Here is a 13707-nt window from a genome sequence, read left to right on the forward strand (position 1 = left end):
GGCGTTGGTGGAGCACTCGATGGGTTAAGCGCTACCAGCCGCGGGCGCGCCACTCCTCCAGGTGTGGGCGTTCCGCGCCGAGGGTGGTGGGCTTCCCGTGGCCCGGATGTACCACGGTGTCGTCCGGATAGACGTCAAACAGCCGCTCGCTCACATCGTTGATCAGCTGGCTGAACCGGTCGGGATCCTTCTGGGTGTTGCCCACGCCTCCGGGGAAGAGTGAATCCCCGGAGAAGATGTGCGCCGGGCCATCCGGATCCTGGTAGACGAACGCCACGGATCCGGGGGTGTGCCCGCGCAGGTGCACTGCCGTCACGTCGAAGCCGTCGAAGTTGCCGATGTCGCCGTGGTCCAGCAGGACGTCCACCTTCACCGGGAGCTCCGGGGCGTCGTCAGTTCCGGCCGCGGTCCTGGCTCCGGTCGCTTCCACCAAAGCGGGAAGTGCGCGGACATGGTCCCAGTGCTGGTGCGTGGTTGCTATGAGTTCCAGCTTGGGCGTTGCAGCGGTGTCCGCGGCGGCGTCCTGCAGCAGCCCCTGAATGGCGGGAAGATCGTCCGCCGCATCAATCAGCAGCTGCGCGCCGGACTCCTTCGCGGTAAGCAAATACACGTTATTGTCCATCTCGCTGACCGAAATCCGGCGGATGGTGATGTTCCGTAGGTCGTGAATGAGCGTTTCCATGGGCTTCAGCTTATTCAAGGCCTGGTTATTCACGGCCCTGGGACACCCAGTTGGGGTCCGCCGAGCGGGAGCCGACGACGGCGTCCGCGGCCAGGTCCAGCGCGTCCAGTTGCGCCTGGGTCAGGTCGAGGGACAGGGCGCCGAGGTTTTCATCGATCCGGTGCGTTTTGCGCGTGCCGGGGATGGGGACCACGGCCAGTCCCAGGCGGTTGCCCTGTGCCAGCAGCCAGGCGAGCGCTACTTGGGCGGGAGTCGCGGCAACTTCCGCCGCGACCGACCGAACTGCCTCCACGACTGCCTGGTTGGCGTCTGCGGCGTCCTCGGCGAAGCGCGGGATCCGGCGTCGGAAGTCATTGGCACCGAGGCTGGAAGCGTCCACAGTGCCGGTGAGGAATCCCCGGCCCAGTGGCGAATACGGCACAAAGCCCACACCGAGGCTGGCGGCGGCCGGGACAACGTTGCGTTCCACGTCCCGGCTCCAGATGGACCACTCGCTCTGGACAGCGGCGATGGGGTGCACTGAGTTAGCTTCGGCCAGCTCCTGCGCAGTTACCTCGGACAGGCCAAGATGTTTGATCTTGCCCTGCTGCACCAGCCCCGCCATGGCCTCCACGGTTTCCACAATCGGAACGCGGAGGTCACGGCGGTGCATGTAGTAGAGGTCGATGACGTCCGTGCCCAGGCGTGTAAGGCTCGCGTCCACAGCCTGCCGAACATAAGCGGCGTCGCCCCGGATGTCCGTGTAGCCCTTCGCCGGATTGCCCACCAGTGAGAACTTAGTGGCGAGCTGCACCTCATCCCGGCGGTCCTTGAGCAACTGCGCAATGAGTTCTTCGTTGCTGCCCCCGCCGTAGATGTCCGCGGTGTCAATGAAGCTGACGCCGGCATCCACGGCATGATGCAGGGTCTCGAGGGCTTGGCCCGGGTCAACCTCGCCGTAAACCGGTGTGAGGGCCATTCCGCCGAAACCCAGGGGACTGACCTTGAGGCCGTCGCCGAGGTGGACCGATGGTGCAGTCATGAGCGCGCTCCGTTCATTGTGGATGTGTGTCCCAGCCAAGAACCCTGGCCTCGGCCGGACTATTCCGGGTCCTAGCCCCAGGGGATGATCCGGTCCGCGCGCTGACGGGTGGCTTCGATCAGCACGGCGTTGGCTTCGTCCGGGCCCGTCGCCCACGCTTCAGCCGCCGCACGCACCATGCCGAACTCCACGTGCCGGTCCACCAGCCGGCCAAGCCGCAGCTCCGGCGCCGTATCCATGAACCAGACCTCATCAAGCTGCGCGCGGACTTCCTTCCACTGCGGCGTTTCGGCCAGGAGATAGTTTCCTTCAGTGATGACCAGCGGCACGGAAGCCGGGACGGCGATGGAGGCGGCCACCGGCTCGTCGAGCGTTCGGCGGAACTCCGGGGCGTACACCACATCCTCATCCCGACGCACCAAGCGCTGCAACAGCGACAGGTACCCGCCGCCGTCGAACGTGTCCATGGCGCCCTTGCGCTGCCGCAGCGGTGTGCCGTCGATGATCGCGTTGCCCAGGTGGAAGCCGTCCATCGGCACCACGACGGCCAGATCCGCGCCGAAGTGCCGCTGGAGCCAGGCTGCAAAAGTGGACTTTCCCGAGCCGGGGGCACCGGTGATGCCCAGCAGCGTCCGTTGGCCGCCGTCGAGCCTGTGCCGGAGCGCGGCCACGGCTTGCGTCACTTCGGGGGAATCCATGGGAAAAGCCTAAACCGCCCGCTGGTTCTCGCTGGCGTCAAGTCACAAGCCAGCCCTTTAGTCGATCGTTTTTAGTGATACTTTCGAGACGGCCATAGGGGATGCGCCATTGTTTACGGAGGGATTGTCCAGTGGGGTCGACATCTGGCGCCGGTTCAGGGATTTCCTTCGCGGGAGTCACCAAGGCATATGCGGGTCGGAACGTGGTGGATTCCGTCAGCTTTGCCTGTCCAGCCGGATCCATTACCGGATTCCTCGGCCCAAACGGTGCGGGCAAGTCAACGACGCTGCGGATTGCGGCAGGCCTGACCCGTGCAGATGCCGGAGAAGTCCTGTTCAATGGACACCGGCGCGAAGACCTGGAAAGTCCGGGACGTACCATCGGCTTCGTGTTGGACCCCACCGCGTTGCACCCGGGCCGATCGCTGCAGGAGACCCTCAAGCTGAACGCGATCCTGCTGGATCTGCCGCCCTCCGCCGTCGCGGAGGCGCTCAGCCTTGCCGGCCTCGAAACAGTGCGGAAAAAGCGTGTGGGATCACTATCCCTGGGGATGCGGCAGCGCTTGGTCCTGGCCATGGCTCTCCTCGCCGGGCCGCAGTTTCTGGTCATGGACGAGCCCACCAACGGGCTCGATGCTGACGGCGCACTCTGGGTCCGGAAGTACCTCAAGCACTTCAGCGCCCAGGGCGGCACTGTGCTGCTTTCGAGCCACCTCCTCCGAGACATGCAGGCCGTGTCCGATCACATCGTGATGATCGACCGGGGGAGGATCGTCGCTTCCGGCACCGCCGCGGAGTTCAGCGTCAGTTCCCGAACCAAGGCCATCGCCGTCGAACCGGACCGTCTTGCGGACGTCTGTGAACGACGCGCCTGGGCCTTCCACCTGACGGGGAGGGAATTTCTCATCGACGTATCGCCCGAGGAGATCAGCCGGGCCTGCCTGGAGCACGGCGTGGTGCTGACGCATCTTTCCAACATTACGGAGTCGGCGCTCGAGGAGAAGTTCCTTGCGCTGACCTCCGGCGAATTCAGCAGCCGTAACAACACCATGGAGCAGATCCGATGAGCCAGTCCACTCTCTGGCCAGCGCCTCTCTTCCGAGGCACACGGCAGGTCGGATTTGCCCGCCTGGTTGCCGTCGAAATCCGCAAACTGGTGGACACCCGCAGTTCGCTGGCGATCTTCGCAGTGCTGGCATTCGTTGCTCTGGCCCTGGTGGTGGGATTGGCGGTGATCGGTACAAGGCAAGGCACCCCCGTCACGTTCACCAGCCTTGCCGGGAGCATCGGTCTGTTCACCACGCTGGCGATGCCGCTCATCGGAATCATGGGAATGACTTCCGACGCAGCCCACCGCACCACCGTCGTCTACTACCCCCTGTTGCGGGGACGGGCCAGGCAATTCTGGGCCAAGGTCCTGGCTGCTGCCCTCCTCGCTGTCGCTCTGCAGTTCTTCGTGTTCCTGCTGTCCGCCGTGGTGGCGGCAGCCCTGGGCGGTGGCGGAACGGGAGCATTCGACGGTGCGGGGCAGGAACTGTGGGACGGGCTGGCAGCGTGCCTCCTGAGCACCATGTTCGGTGTTGGCCTGGCCGCAGCGATTCGCCGGACCGCTTTGGCCATCGTCGCAGTCATCCTGGTCAGCCTGGTGGGCAACGGCCTCATCCTCGCCCTCCTCCCGGATGCCAGCGGCTACCTCAGCACGATCACGGCCGTCGGTGCACTGGTAGGCGGGCCGGAAGCACCGACGGCCCTGGAAGTGATTTCGTCGCTGACTCTTTGGTACGTGCTGCCTCTGGGCATCGGCTGGTGGATTACGGAGAAGAGCGAGGCGTAGCGTCGGCGTTTTTGCCGGCGGGCAGCGACTTCAGCCCGGCCGCGCAACCCACGATGCCCGCGATGAACAGCACCTTCAGCACACTGAAGGGCTCGACACCGGTGGCCATCGCCCAGCCGACCGTCAAGGCTGCACCGATCCCCACCCATACGGCGTAGGCCGTGCCCAGCGGAATGCTGCGAATGGCGAGCCCGAGGCCAACCATGCTGAGCGTCGCCGTCACAGCGAAGACAACGGTGGGGAAGGGCCGGGTGAAGCCGTCGGACAGGCCCAGTGCAGTGGCCCAGACGGCTTCGAGGACAGCGGAGGCAAGGAGCATCACCCAGGCCGCGGAGCGCTTAGTCATTACGCCACCACCTTCAGGCCAACCACGCACGCGGCGATGCCGGTGAGCAGCAGCAGTCGTGCCGCCGTCGGACGTTCCGCCCTGGTGGTGATGGCGTAGGCGGAGGTCAGCACCACGCCCACCCCCACCCACACGGCGTAGGCGGTTCCGGTGGGGATGCCTTGCATGGCAATGGCAAGGCCGGCCATGCTGGCGAGGACTGCTGCCAGGAACAGGATGGCGGGGGCGATGCGGCGCCGGCCCGATGCCTGGAAGGTCCGGTGCAGGGCGGCCGCCCAGACGGCTTCCAGCGCCCCGGAAAGAATGAGGATTAACCACGACATGACAGATCCTTTGGCCAGTCTTGTCGCGTGCCGGGTACTGAACCGTCGTCCGGAGGGTCCGTTGCGGAGCCTTAATCCCAGCGTAGCAACGCCCGACGGCGGGTGGCCACGTTGGTGGCCAACCTCACCGCCGGGATCGGGGCTTAAAGGGCTCCGCCGGCCGCTTCCGGGGCAGAGGCGTCGCGGCCGCCGTCGCCGATCGTTTCGCGGGCGATGAAGTTCTCGATGTCGAAGAGGTTGTCTGCGCGCTCGGCGATGTTCAGGAGCGTGGTCATGGCGGCAACTTCCTCCACCTGCTCCTTGAGGAACCAGAGCATGAACTGCTCGCCCAGGGCGTCATCCTCGGAACGTGCGGCGCGGAAGAGCGCCTCGATGTTTCCGGTCACTTCCTTTTCCTGCTGCAGCGCCAGCGCCAAAGGTTCTGTCACTGAGGAGAAGTCGTTGCGTACGGTGGGGACGCCCGGGATGGTGAAGGGGATGTCGCGGTCCAACATGTACTGCACCATCATCATGGCGTGGTTCCGTTCCTCAACAGACTGCCGGTAAAAGTACCGGGCCAGCTGCGGGAGGTCCTGGTTGGCGAACCAGGTGGCCACGGCAATGTACTGCTGCGAGGCGGCAAACTCGTTGCCGATCTGGGTGGACAGAAGCGCATTAAAGGGTGTGGAAGTCATAGCCCGAGTCTAGGAGCGGCACCCCAGCGTGACCAGTGTGGAAAGGCTCAGCTAACGGGCCCTAGTGCCAGGCAAACGCGGAGAGTAGCGTTCCTTACAAGAGAAATGTTCGTCTGACTGGGCTCCGGACACCTGTGTGGTGAGGAGGAGCGCCTCGTGGACATATCACCTTCCCCCAAAGCCACTGGCGGCCGCACGCCTGGATCCCGAACGGAAGCAATGAACACACGGCTCACCGCTGTGGGCCACCAGTAGAGGAGGAAACCATGATTCACAAGGCACTCGCCGCCGCGGCAGCATTGATCTCGGCAGCCGGAATGGCGGTGGTATCGGCCGCGCCCGCGCTGGCGCGACCCCTAACGCACGAACATATTTCGGATTCCGGAAGCGCCATTGCGCAGGAGGAGAATCCCAACTTCTGCGCCGGGGTGGTGGACTTCCCCGTACGGCACGACTGGGAGGTTGAGGCGATGTTCCTCTTTACCCAACGCGGCGACGGCCTGGCCTACGCGGTAAATCCCATCCGGCGGACCGACGTGTGGACGAACACTTTGAATGACCAGAGCTTCACTATCACGCGGGTCGAGCAGGAGAAGGATCACAGCATCATAGACAACGGCGACGGCACGTTGACGATCGTTTTCTCTGCATCCGGGGTCGAGAAGGCCTACGGCCCGGACGGGACGCGTCTTTTCATGGACACGGGAACGTTCAGGGCCGAAGTGCTCATTGACCACGGTGGGACACCGGCCGACCCGTTCGATGATGAGTTTCTTGAGTTCGTGGGCGTGATCACCGACCCCGGGCGTGCTGATACGGAAGGACGGGATTTCTGCGAAGACCTCGTCACCTTCATCGGTTGAGCGGGCCCGGGCTGGTACAGGTGGGGCTGCTGCGGGTCAGCCTTCCACACGGTCGATCAAGACGACGGCCAGGATTCCGCGGCCCAGGATCTCCGGGGAACGGATATCGGAACCGACGACGGCGTCGTACCGGTTGAGTGCCTCGGGTTCCGGGGCAGGGGCTGCTTCGGCAGGGCCTTCCGCTCCGCCGTCGGCCTCGCCCGCAGCGCCCGGGCTGACGGTGGCCGAGCCCTGCAGCAGCACCGCCAATTGGCCCTCGAACACCGGGTGGGCGCGCTTCTTCGAAAGTTCGATGATGGACGTAAAGCCCTTAAAGGAATCGGTCCGGGTGATGACGTTGAGGTTCCGGACGTCGCCCGTGGGCAGGGCGCCGTGGGCAGCGGCTTCGCCGGAGAACCTGAAGGGCCTGTACTTTTCCAGCGGATGCTCGGCCCCGTCCACGGTCAGCAGGAGAAGTTCGCCCTCGACCACCGTGAGTACCCGCTCCATGCCGGGGAACGGGGAGAAGTCGCCGGCTTTAGTGAGTTCGGCGATGCTGACGCGCCAGTCCCACGCCCCGTCCTGTGCGGAGGCGGCCTGCGGGTGGCTGGCAAGCTCCCGCGTCACCCCGCCGCCGTTGCGCCATGGTTCGTTCCTGAGCTCTGCAAAGCGGATGATCTCCATCCGACCAGCCTAGTTTGTCGGCCGGCCCTGCCACGCGTGGCATGCTGGGGAGATGCGCCAAGGGATCACCGACGAGCAGGGTCGGCTGCTGACGTCCTGGCTAGGAAGTTACACCGTGGTCCGGGACTACTCCTGGCCCCTGCAGGACACGAACGTCCTGCACGTTGTCACGCCGCAGGGTGCAGCCCTTATCGTCAAGGCGAGCACCACGAGCCACCACATCCACCGGGAAATCGCGGCCCACGCAGCCGGTTTCGAAGGGCTCGACGGGCGGGTTCCCGCCCTACGGCATGCGTCCGCAAGGGCCGGGATCCTGGTGACCGAATTCCTGCCGGGGACGTTGGTCGAGGGGACACCGGCCGAGGACGAACCGGAAACCTATCGCCAGGCCGGGGCGCTCCTGAGGTGCCTCCAGCGGCCCGCCGGCGCCTCGCCCCACTACGCCAAAGCTCTGGCCAAGAAGACCCGCGCATGGATGGACCGCGCCCAGGGGCTCCTGCCGGAAACCCAGCTCACCATCCTGGCGCACGAGTTGGATGGCCTGGATCCGGGCACGGTGGAACTCGTGGCCACGCATGGCGATTACCAGCCACGGAACTGGCTCCAGGACAACGGGCTGATCAAGGTCATCGACTTTGGCCGCGCGGAACGGCGCCCCTGGGTGCACGACCTCGTGCGGCTCAGCCACCAGCAGTTCGTTCGCAGGCCGGAGCTGGCCGACGCCTTTTATACGGGCCTGGGCAGGACCGTCGGGCCGGCCGAGGCGGACTTATGGCGCCTGGAGAACTTGAACCAGGCCATCGGCACGGTGGTGTGGGCCAACCAGATGGGTGACGCCGCTTTCGAACAGGCCGGGCGGGTCATGGTGGAGCGGCTGCTGTCCCGCGGCTGAAGACCGGCGTCACATCGGCGCAGGGAGCACTTCCCTGCTAATCTCCTCCCGGGGGACGTCACGAAGACAGCCTGAAGGAGCCGGGAATGTTCGTCAAAGTGTGTGGTCTCAGTACGCCCGAATCCGTCCGTGAGGCGGTCGGCGCGGGGGCGGACGCCGTCGGCTTTGTCCTGACGGCCAGCCCGCGGGTGGTCTCGCCGTCGCAGGTTTCCACTCTTTTGGCCGAGGTGCCGGAAGGGGTAATTGCCGTTGGCGTCTTCCGGCATGAACCTTTGGCCGATGCCCTTGCCATCGCCCGTTCAGCCGGACTCCAGTGGGTCCAACTCCACAGTGACCTCACCCCGGAAGATGTGAGAACAGTGCACGACGCCGGCATGAAGCTGATCAGGGCGGTCACCATGGCAGCCACTGCGGAAGCGTTCGCGGACTGGGGCGAGGAACTCCTGCTGATTGATGCCGCCGTGCCCGGGTCCGGAGAGTCCTGGGACTACGCCTCGATGGTCGACGTAACGGCGCTCCAGGACCGCAAGTGGCTGCTGGCCGGCGGACTGGACCCGGATACCGTGGCGCACGCCACCGAGGCCTCGGGCGCGTGGGGCGTGGACGTCTCCTCCGGTGTGGAGGCCTCGCGCGGGGTAAAGGACCTGGATAAGATCCGCGCCTTCGTGAAGGCCGCCAAGGGCTGACCGCACACCCATCGGCCGGGCAGGGACGTTCCGATTCAGGGGCGAATCAGGGCAGACCCCGAGGTTATTGTCGGACCCGTCGGGGCACAATGGACAGATGAAGACACTGCTCAACATCATCTGGCTCGTTTTCGGCGGGTTGTGGCTTGCCCTGGGCTATTTCCTGGCCGGCATCATCTGCTGCCTCCTGATCGTCACCATTCCGTGGGGAATCGCGTCCTTCCGGATTGCCGCCTACACCCTGTGGCCGTTTGGGCGCATGGTGGTGGACAAGCCGGGCGGCTCGGGCGTGTTTTCGTTGCTCGGAAACGTGATCTGGCTGCTGGTCGCGGGCATCTGGATCGCGATCGGCCACGTGGCCACAGCCATCGCCATGGCCATCACCATCATCGGTATTCCCCTGGCCATCGCCAACCTGAAGCTGATTCCGGTGAGCCTGATGCCGCTCGGCAAGCAGATCGTGCCCTCCGACAGGCCGTTCATCACCGCCTACCGCTAAACACGGAAGCAGCCAGGGAAACCCGTCCCGCGAGGCTCCAGACTAATTCGCGGGCCGCTCCACGGTGACGCCGTCCACGGCCTGCCCTTCCATACCCGGGACCAGGCCCTGGGCTTCCAATTCGTCGGACTTGAGTGCCCGGAGCACGCAGAATTCGTTACCGTCCGGGTCAGCCATCACCACCCACGTCACCTCCGGCCCCTGCCCGACATCAACCCGGACGGCGCCCAGGGCCTCCAGCCGCTTCACCTCTTCGGCCTGGTCCTCGGGGCGCAGGTCCAGATGCAGCCTGTTCTTGAGCTCTTTCCGCTCGGGCACCTTCAGGAACAGCAGGTCAGGGCAGACGCCGTCGGCCGGGCTGCCTGCTGGCGGTTCCAGCACGATTTCGTCTTCCGCATCGTAAGTCCTGCGCCAGTCCAGGGCTTTTTCCCAGAAGTCGGCGGGTACTTTGGGATCGGTTGAGTCGATGCTGACGGCTTGGATGCGCAGGTTCATCCGAGCAGTCTTCCACCGGCTGCCGAAGCCGTAAAGGCTCTGGACCCTGATGCGACGCGCCGCCCGGGCCGGTGATTGTGCTCAGGCCAGTTCGCCGCGGAGGTTCCGGTGCGCGGCGTCGAGCCACAGCTCGCGTGCCCGTTGGCTGTGGAAGAGCGGGTCCAGTTCCAGCAGTCGGCGGACGACGGCGGCGCGTCCAGCGGCGAAGTCGGCGTCGCCGATGTGCGCATAGTCTTCCCGCACGGCGGCCACATACCTTGCGTAGGGCTCCGGTTCGCCACCGAGAACTGACAGGTCCGCATCGCAAAGGAGGGCCCCGTCGTCGTCCCCTGCTTCCGGGCAATGATCGGAGGTGAGCCGGACCAGCCGTGCCACTTCCTCGATGTCCGCGGGCGGGAGTCCGGCTTGGGTCAGTCGTTCCTCGGCGAGCCGGGCCGAATCATCTTCGTCCTGGCCGGCGGCTCCGCGGTACACGGCGTCGTGGAACCACGCGGCCAGCTGTACATTGCGCGGCGGAACGTCCGGTTCGGAGAGCAGGTCCAGGGCCTCCAGCACCGCCAGGAGGTGAGTGCGGCCGTGGTACTTGCGATGCTCCTCGCCCCACCGGTCAAGGAGGTCCAGGAAGAGGGCATCGTGGCCTGGCATGATGTTCTCCCAGCGGTTCAGGAGAGGAATCTTCAGGGATTTGTTGCGCTGGCGGGCCGGGACCCGGAGCCCACTGGCGATGAGCTTGCGCACCAGGATGCGCGCTTCCACCGGAAGGGCTCCTGCGGCCACCAGATCATCGAACCGGCGCTCCGGTACGTCGTAGTGGTCACAGTCGAAGGCCCGCTCCGGGATTCCGGCCGCGGCAGCGAAAGTGTGGAGTTCCTCAAGCGAGGTATCCGAGATGAGGTGCGAGAAGTGCGTATCGTGCGCAGGCCAGAGGGGCGGATCGAGATAGATGGCCATGGTGGAAGTCTAGCCCCGGTGCTTCCGTGCGCTCCTTCCCAGTTACCGGAGGGCAGTGCGCCATTACTGGGTCGACACGCCGGCCACAACGGTGTGTCGGAACAAGCAACCGGGCGGGAACGCACACCCGCAGAGCGGGACGGCGGCCGGTCCCCCCAATTGAGCCGGCCGCCGGGTTCAGAGGGGCTAGCGGCCGGACAGCGCGGCTGCGCGGTCTGCTGCCTGTCGCCGAATTTCGGTGACCTTGGTGATCTCCGGCTCCAGCTGTTGCATGCGGGTGGTGAGGTACTTGTCCAGCAGGGCTTCCAGCTGTCCGTGGAAGCTGACCTGTTCGCGGCAGGTTGCGTCAGTCACCGCAATTTTGAACTCGTTCTGGCCCCCGGCTGCCTGACCCGCGGACACGGCCTGGGCGGGGCTTTCGAAGTTGGCGTAGGGCGACTCAACCATGCAGGACTTCCACGAATCGATGGCCTTCTGGAAACCGGAATCGGACATAGCCGCACCCGCGGCGGAATTGAGCGAATTCATGGCGACGCCGGTGGCCAGGACGTAGTTCTCCATGCTGCCGTAGATCTTTCGGGCAGCCTCCCCGCCGCAGCCGCCGCCGTAGGTGCCCATTCCGTTCACCGTCACTAGGGCTTCTTCCGTCTGGGGCCCTGAGAAGGCGATCACAAAGGCCGGATCTGCGAAGAGCGCGGCTTCGGCCGTACCCTCCGCCGGTTCGCCGGGCCCGGCGGGCTGCAGCGAGGCGTAGCCGTTTGCTTTGGCGGTGGCTACATCCAGTCTTTTGAAACCAATGTTGCTGTGAAAGTCCACCGTGTACGTGTTTACGGCGGGCACGAAGTCGTACCCTGCGGCTGCCATGCACTCCCTGACCACGGCCGCCCTGCCCGATTCAGCCGCGGAGTCCGGCGTGGCGTAGGCCTCGGCGCGGGCTGCGATCCCGCTGATGGGCGTTCCCGACGCCGGAATGCTGCCGCCGGGCACGGCAGACGCCGCGAGTGCTGCGGCCGCGCCGGCCGTAAGCATGGCCAATCCAATCATTTTCCTGTTCATGTTTCCCCCAATAAATAGTGATGGTGCGGTGCTGAAAATTGAGTGTGGTTGTCCGGGATCAGTGGCCGCCGAGCAGCCCGTTTTCGTAGGCATAGGCCACGAGCTGAATACGGTTGCGGAGCCTAAGCTTCGCCAGGATGCTTCCCACGTGGGACTTCACCGTGGCTTCGCTCAGTACCAGGCCCGCCGCAATTTCGGCGTTGCCCTGGCCGGTGGCGGCGAGGAGGAACACGTCCTTCTCCCGCCCGGATAGAGCGTCCAGGGCGGAGGTGTTTCCGGCGGACGGCGTGGTGTAGTCGCGGAGCAACTGATTGGTGGCGTGCGGGGCCATGACGGCGTGTCCGGAGTGCACCGTCCTGATCGCTGCGAGCAGGAACTCTGGCGTGGCGTCCTTGGTCAGGAAGCCGGCGGCGCCGGCCTGGATGGCTCGGACCACGGCTTCGTCGTGCTGGATCGTGGTGAGCACAATGACCTTCGGCGGGGTGCCCGGTCCGGAAGAAATGGTGCGGGTGGCCGTGATTCCGTCCATCACCGGCATCCGGATGTCCATGAGCATGACATCGGGTTCGACGGCGGCTGCCAGTTCCACCGCCGCGGCACCGTCCTGCGCCTCGCCCACGAAGTCCAGATCCGGCTGGCTGCGCAGGATCATTCTGAGGCCGGCGCTGAACAGCGGCTGGTCATCCACCAGGGCTACCCGGATCGTCCCGGCGGCTGCGGTGGCGGTGCCCTTTGCTGGGCCCGTTGTGCAGGCTGCTGGTGTGTTCATGGCAGGAGTGCCTCCATTTCAAAGTGCTGTCCGGTGGTGCGCGTCGTGAACGAGCCGCCAACCGCCGTCGTGCGTTCCTTCATGCCGGGGATTCCCCGTCCTGTGCCGGGGCTGGAAGCGGTGCCCGCCGTTGCCAGCTCGGAGCTGACGCGCACCATCAGTCCGTCCGGCCCGGGCCGGACCGAAACCGTGGCGCCTTTGGTCCTGTCGCCGTGCCGGAAAGCGTTGGTCAGGCTTTCCTGGACTAGCCGGTAGGCCGTGAGCCCTTGAAGCGGCGTCACATCCGTCCCGGAACCCGGGGCGTCCACGGTGACTTGCATGCCGCTGGCCGCGAACTGTGTGGCCAGCGATTCGAGCTGATCCAGGGTAGGCGCCGGCGACGTGTCCGCGGGAGCGACGTTCTCCAGCATGCGCCGGGTTTCCACCAGGGCGCTCCGGGCTGCGGAGGCGATGATCAGCGCCGATTCTTCAACCGCGTCCGGCTCGCTGCGATGGATGTAGCGGATGCCCTCGGCCTGCGCCGTGATGACGGTGAGCGAATGGGCCAGGACATCGTGGAGTTCGCGGGCGATCCGGTTACGTTCCTGCTCCACGGCGAGTTCCGTGGCGGCCTGCCGCAGTCCGGCTTCGGCACGGAGTTGCGCCCTTCGGCTGCTGCCGGCGTTGTTGACCGCCAGGCCAGCGGCCCATGCGGCAAGGTTGAACGCGGCGAAGGCTCCGAAGACAAGGAAGACATAGGTGCCGGTCCGGAGGGCACCCCGGCCGTAGAGTTGGGCGCCGAAGACGAAGTTGACCCATGTGCCATCCGCGAACCAATTGACCGTGATCAGTCCGGCCGACGCCACGGCAAACACCGGCAGCAGCGAGCGGTGCCGGCCGCGGAAGCCAAGCGTGGCGAAAAGGATGACCAGCGGCACCGCCAGATAGCTCAGGACTCCGGACACCATGACTACCGGCAGCACTTTGATTGCCTGCAGCAGCAGCGTGCCAGCGGCAAAGGCCAGGGCACCTGCCGGGAAAATCCGGGCCGCGGCCACAGCGGACAGCAGGGCAAAAAGCAGGGCACTGTCCCGGTTGAAGCCGCGCTGCTCCAGTACCAGGAGGGCCAGCAGCACGGCCAGCGCCGTGGCCGGGGCGGCGGCCTCGCGGGCTGGCCTGCGTAAACGCATCAGGAGGGGGAACATGCAACCACCCTAAGCGGGCCGCATGCCCGGAATGGCGTGGCTACGGACAGTTCAGCACCAAGGATGAACAA

Annotated in this window: 18 protein-coding genes and 1 riboswitch; of the genes, 6 read left to right on the forward strand and 12 right to left on the reverse strand. The window is 65.6% G+C overall.

Translation table 11 applies throughout. The features are described 5' to 3' along the window. Positions 1-31: 31 nt before the first annotated feature. From V9L17_RS15415 to V9L17_RS15425, 3 genes are all read right to left on the reverse strand, one after another. A complete protein-coding gene (locus V9L17_RS15415) occupies positions 32-682 on the reverse strand; it encodes an MBL fold metallo-hydrolase (RefSeq protein ID WP_337352079.1) in 651 nt (216 codons plus the stop codon). A gap of 25 nt (positions 683-707) precedes the next feature. After that, positions 708-1703, reverse strand: coding sequence for an aldo/keto reductase (locus tag V9L17_RS15420; RefSeq protein ID WP_337352080.1), 996 nt, complete (start codon positions 1701-1703; stop codon positions 708-710). Between the two features lie 71 nt (positions 1704-1774). Next, on the reverse strand, positions 1775-2401 hold the full coding sequence (locus V9L17_RS15425) for a nucleoside/nucleotide kinase family protein (protein WP_337352081.1): 627 nt from the start codon (positions 2399-2401) through the stop codon (positions 1775-1777). A 131-nt stretch (positions 2402-2532) separates the two neighbouring features. Between V9L17_RS15425 and V9L17_RS15430 the strand changes: the two genes are divergently transcribed. Beyond that, positions 2533-3468, forward strand: coding sequence for an ABC transporter ATP-binding protein (locus V9L17_RS15430; protein WP_337352082.1), 936 nt, complete (start codon positions 2533-2535; stop codon positions 3466-3468). Next, positions 3465-4235: a hypothetical protein gene (locus V9L17_RS15435; RefSeq protein ID WP_337352083.1), complete on the forward strand. Its 771-nt coding sequence runs from the start codon at positions 3465-3467 to the stop codon at positions 4233-4235. The genes V9L17_RS15430 and V9L17_RS15435 overlap by 4 nt, the downstream gene beginning before the upstream one ends. Here V9L17_RS15435 and V9L17_RS15440 read toward each other — a convergent pair. From V9L17_RS15440 to V9L17_RS15450, 3 genes are all read right to left on the reverse strand, one after another. Continuing rightward, complete coding sequence (locus V9L17_RS15440; RefSeq protein WP_337347354.1) at positions 4213-4581, reverse strand: DMT family transporter; 369 nt, start codon at positions 4579-4581, stop codon at positions 4213-4215. The two genes, V9L17_RS15435 and V9L17_RS15440, sit on opposite strands and share 23 nt — an antisense overlap. After that, positions 4581-4904 carry a DMT family transporter gene (locus tag V9L17_RS15445; RefSeq protein ID WP_337352084.1) on the reverse strand — a complete coding sequence of 108 codons (324 nt, stop codon included), beginning with the start codon at positions 4902-4904 and terminating at the stop codon, positions 4581-4583. Before V9L17_RS15445 ends, V9L17_RS15440 begins: the two co-directional genes overlap by 1 nt. A 9-nt stretch (positions 4905-4913) precedes the next feature. Then, positions 4914-4979: riboswitch (guanidine-III (ykkC-III) riboswitch) on the reverse strand. Positions 4980-5047: 68 nt separating this feature from the next. Next, positions 5048-5578, reverse strand: coding sequence for a ferritin (locus V9L17_RS15450; protein ID WP_337347352.1), 531 nt, complete (start codon positions 5576-5578; stop codon positions 5048-5050). Positions 5579-5844: 266 nt separating this feature from the next. Here V9L17_RS15450 and V9L17_RS15455 point away from each other — a divergent pair, with 266 nt between their 5' ends. Next, entirely contained in the window at positions 5845-6441 is a 597-nt protein-coding gene (locus tag V9L17_RS15455; RefSeq protein WP_337352085.1) for a hypothetical protein, read from the forward strand. Positions 6442-6477: 36 nt separating this feature from the next. Here V9L17_RS15455 and V9L17_RS15460 read toward each other — a convergent pair whose 3' ends face one another. Beyond that, positions 6478-7104: a HutD/Ves family protein gene (locus V9L17_RS15460; RefSeq protein WP_337352086.1), complete on the reverse strand. Its 627-nt coding sequence runs from the start codon at positions 7102-7104 to the stop codon at positions 6478-6480. 52 nt (positions 7105-7156) lie between these two features. Here V9L17_RS15460 and V9L17_RS15465 point away from each other — a divergent pair, with 52 nt between their 5' ends. From V9L17_RS15465 to V9L17_RS15475, 3 genes are all read left to right on the forward strand, one after another. Further along, positions 7157-7996 (forward strand): aminoglycoside phosphotransferase family protein, encoded by an 840-nt coding sequence (locus tag V9L17_RS15465; protein WP_337352087.1) that lies wholly within the window; start codon positions 7157-7159, stop codon positions 7994-7996. A gap of 86 nt (positions 7997-8082) precedes the next feature. Further along, entirely contained in the window at positions 8083-8682 is a 600-nt protein-coding gene (locus V9L17_RS15470; RefSeq protein WP_337347348.1) for a phosphoribosylanthranilate isomerase, read from the forward strand. A gap of 97 nt (positions 8683-8779) precedes the next feature. After that, entirely contained in the window at positions 8780-9181 is a 402-nt protein-coding gene (locus V9L17_RS15475; RefSeq protein WP_337352088.1) for a YccF domain-containing protein, read from the forward strand. Between the two features lie 42 nt (positions 9182-9223). On the opposite strand, the gene V9L17_RS15480 is transcribed toward V9L17_RS15475, so the two are convergent. The 5 genes from V9L17_RS15480 to V9L17_RS15500 all read right to left on the reverse strand — a co-directional run bounded on the left by V9L17_RS15480 (position 9224) and on the right by V9L17_RS15500 (position 13636). Next, positions 9224-9676, reverse strand: coding sequence for a VOC family protein (locus V9L17_RS15480; protein ID WP_337352089.1), 453 nt, complete (start codon positions 9674-9676; stop codon positions 9224-9226). 81 nt (positions 9677-9757) lie between these two features. After that, positions 9758-10627: a DUF4031 domain-containing protein gene (locus V9L17_RS15485; protein WP_337352090.1), complete on the reverse strand. Its 870-nt coding sequence runs from the start codon at positions 10625-10627 to the stop codon at positions 9758-9760. A 186-nt stretch (positions 10628-10813) separates the two neighbouring features. Continuing rightward, entirely contained in the window at positions 10814-11683 is an 870-nt protein-coding gene (locus V9L17_RS15490) for a hypothetical protein (RefSeq protein ID WP_337352091.1), read from the reverse strand. A 58-nt stretch (positions 11684-11741) separates the two neighbouring features. After that, complete coding sequence (locus V9L17_RS15495) at positions 11742-12452, reverse strand: response regulator transcription factor (protein ID WP_337347343.1); 711 nt, start codon at positions 12450-12452, stop codon at positions 11742-11744. Further along, a complete protein-coding gene (locus tag V9L17_RS15500; RefSeq protein ID WP_337352092.1) occupies positions 12449-13636 on the reverse strand; it encodes a sensor histidine kinase in 1188 nt (395 codons plus the stop codon). Before V9L17_RS15500 ends, V9L17_RS15495 begins: the two co-directional genes overlap by 4 nt. Positions 13637-13707: the final 71 nt, after the last annotated feature.

This window comes from Pseudarthrobacter sp. CCNWLW207, assembly GCF_037203945.1.
Lineage (GTDB): Bacteria > Actinomycetota > Actinomycetes > Actinomycetales > Micrococcaceae > Arthrobacter.

Coding starts and splice junctions, on each gene's coding strand:
- V9L17_RS15415 (WP_337352079.1), bottom strand. CDS start 682: ATGGAAACGCTCATTCACGACCTACGGAACATCACCATCCGCCGGATT.
- V9L17_RS15495 (WP_337347343.1), bottom strand. CDS start 12,452: ATGAACACACCAGCAGCCTGCACAACGGGCCCAGCAAAGGGCACCGCC.
- V9L17_RS15485 (WP_337352090.1), bottom strand. CDS start 10,627: ATGGCCATCTATCTCGATCCGCCCCTCTGGCCTGCGCACGATACGCAC.
- V9L17_RS15455 (WP_337352085.1), top strand. CDS start 5,845: ATGATTCACAAGGCACTCGCCGCCGCGGCAGCATTGATCTCGGCAGCC.
- V9L17_RS15465 (WP_337352087.1), top strand. CDS start 7,157: ATGCGCCAAGGGATCACCGACGAGCAGGGTCGGCTGCTGACGTCCTGG.
- V9L17_RS15450 (WP_337347352.1), bottom strand. CDS start 5,578: ATGACTTCCACACCCTTTAATGCGCTTCTGTCCACCCAGATCGGCAAC.
- V9L17_RS15420 (WP_337352080.1), bottom strand. CDS start 1,703: ATGACTGCACCATCGGTCCACCTCGGCGACGGCCTCAAGGTCAGTCCC.
- V9L17_RS15480 (WP_337352089.1), bottom strand. CDS start 9,676: ATGAACCTGCGCATCCAAGCCGTCAGCATCGACTCAACCGATCCCAAA.
- V9L17_RS15460 (WP_337352086.1), bottom strand. CDS start 7,104: ATGGAGATCATCCGCTTTGCAGAGCTCAGGAACGAACCATGGCGCAAC.
- V9L17_RS15425 (WP_337352081.1), bottom strand. CDS start 2,401: ATGGATTCCCCCGAAGTGACGCAAGCCGTGGCCGCGCTCCGGCACAGG.
- V9L17_RS15435 (WP_337352083.1), top strand. CDS start 3,465: ATGAGCCAGTCCACTCTCTGGCCAGCGCCTCTCTTCCGAGGCACACGG.
- V9L17_RS15445 (WP_337352084.1), bottom strand. CDS start 4,904: ATGTCGTGGTTAATCCTCATTCTTTCCGGGGCGCTGGAAGCCGTCTGG.
- V9L17_RS15475 (WP_337352088.1), top strand. CDS start 8,780: ATGAAGACACTGCTCAACATCATCTGGCTCGTTTTCGGCGGGTTGTGG.
- V9L17_RS15490 (WP_337352091.1), bottom strand. CDS start 11,683: ATGAACAGGAAAATGATTGGATTGGCCATGCTTACGGCCGGCGCGGCC.
- V9L17_RS15440 (WP_337347354.1), bottom strand. CDS start 4,581: ATGACTAAGCGCTCCGCGGCCTGGGTGATGCTCCTTGCCTCCGCTGTC.
- V9L17_RS15470 (WP_337347348.1), top strand. CDS start 8,083: ATGTTCGTCAAAGTGTGTGGTCTCAGTACGCCCGAATCCGTCCGTGAG.
- V9L17_RS15500 (WP_337352092.1), bottom strand. CDS start 13,636: ATGTTCCCCCTCCTGATGCGTTTACGCAGGCCAGCCCGCGAGGCCGCC.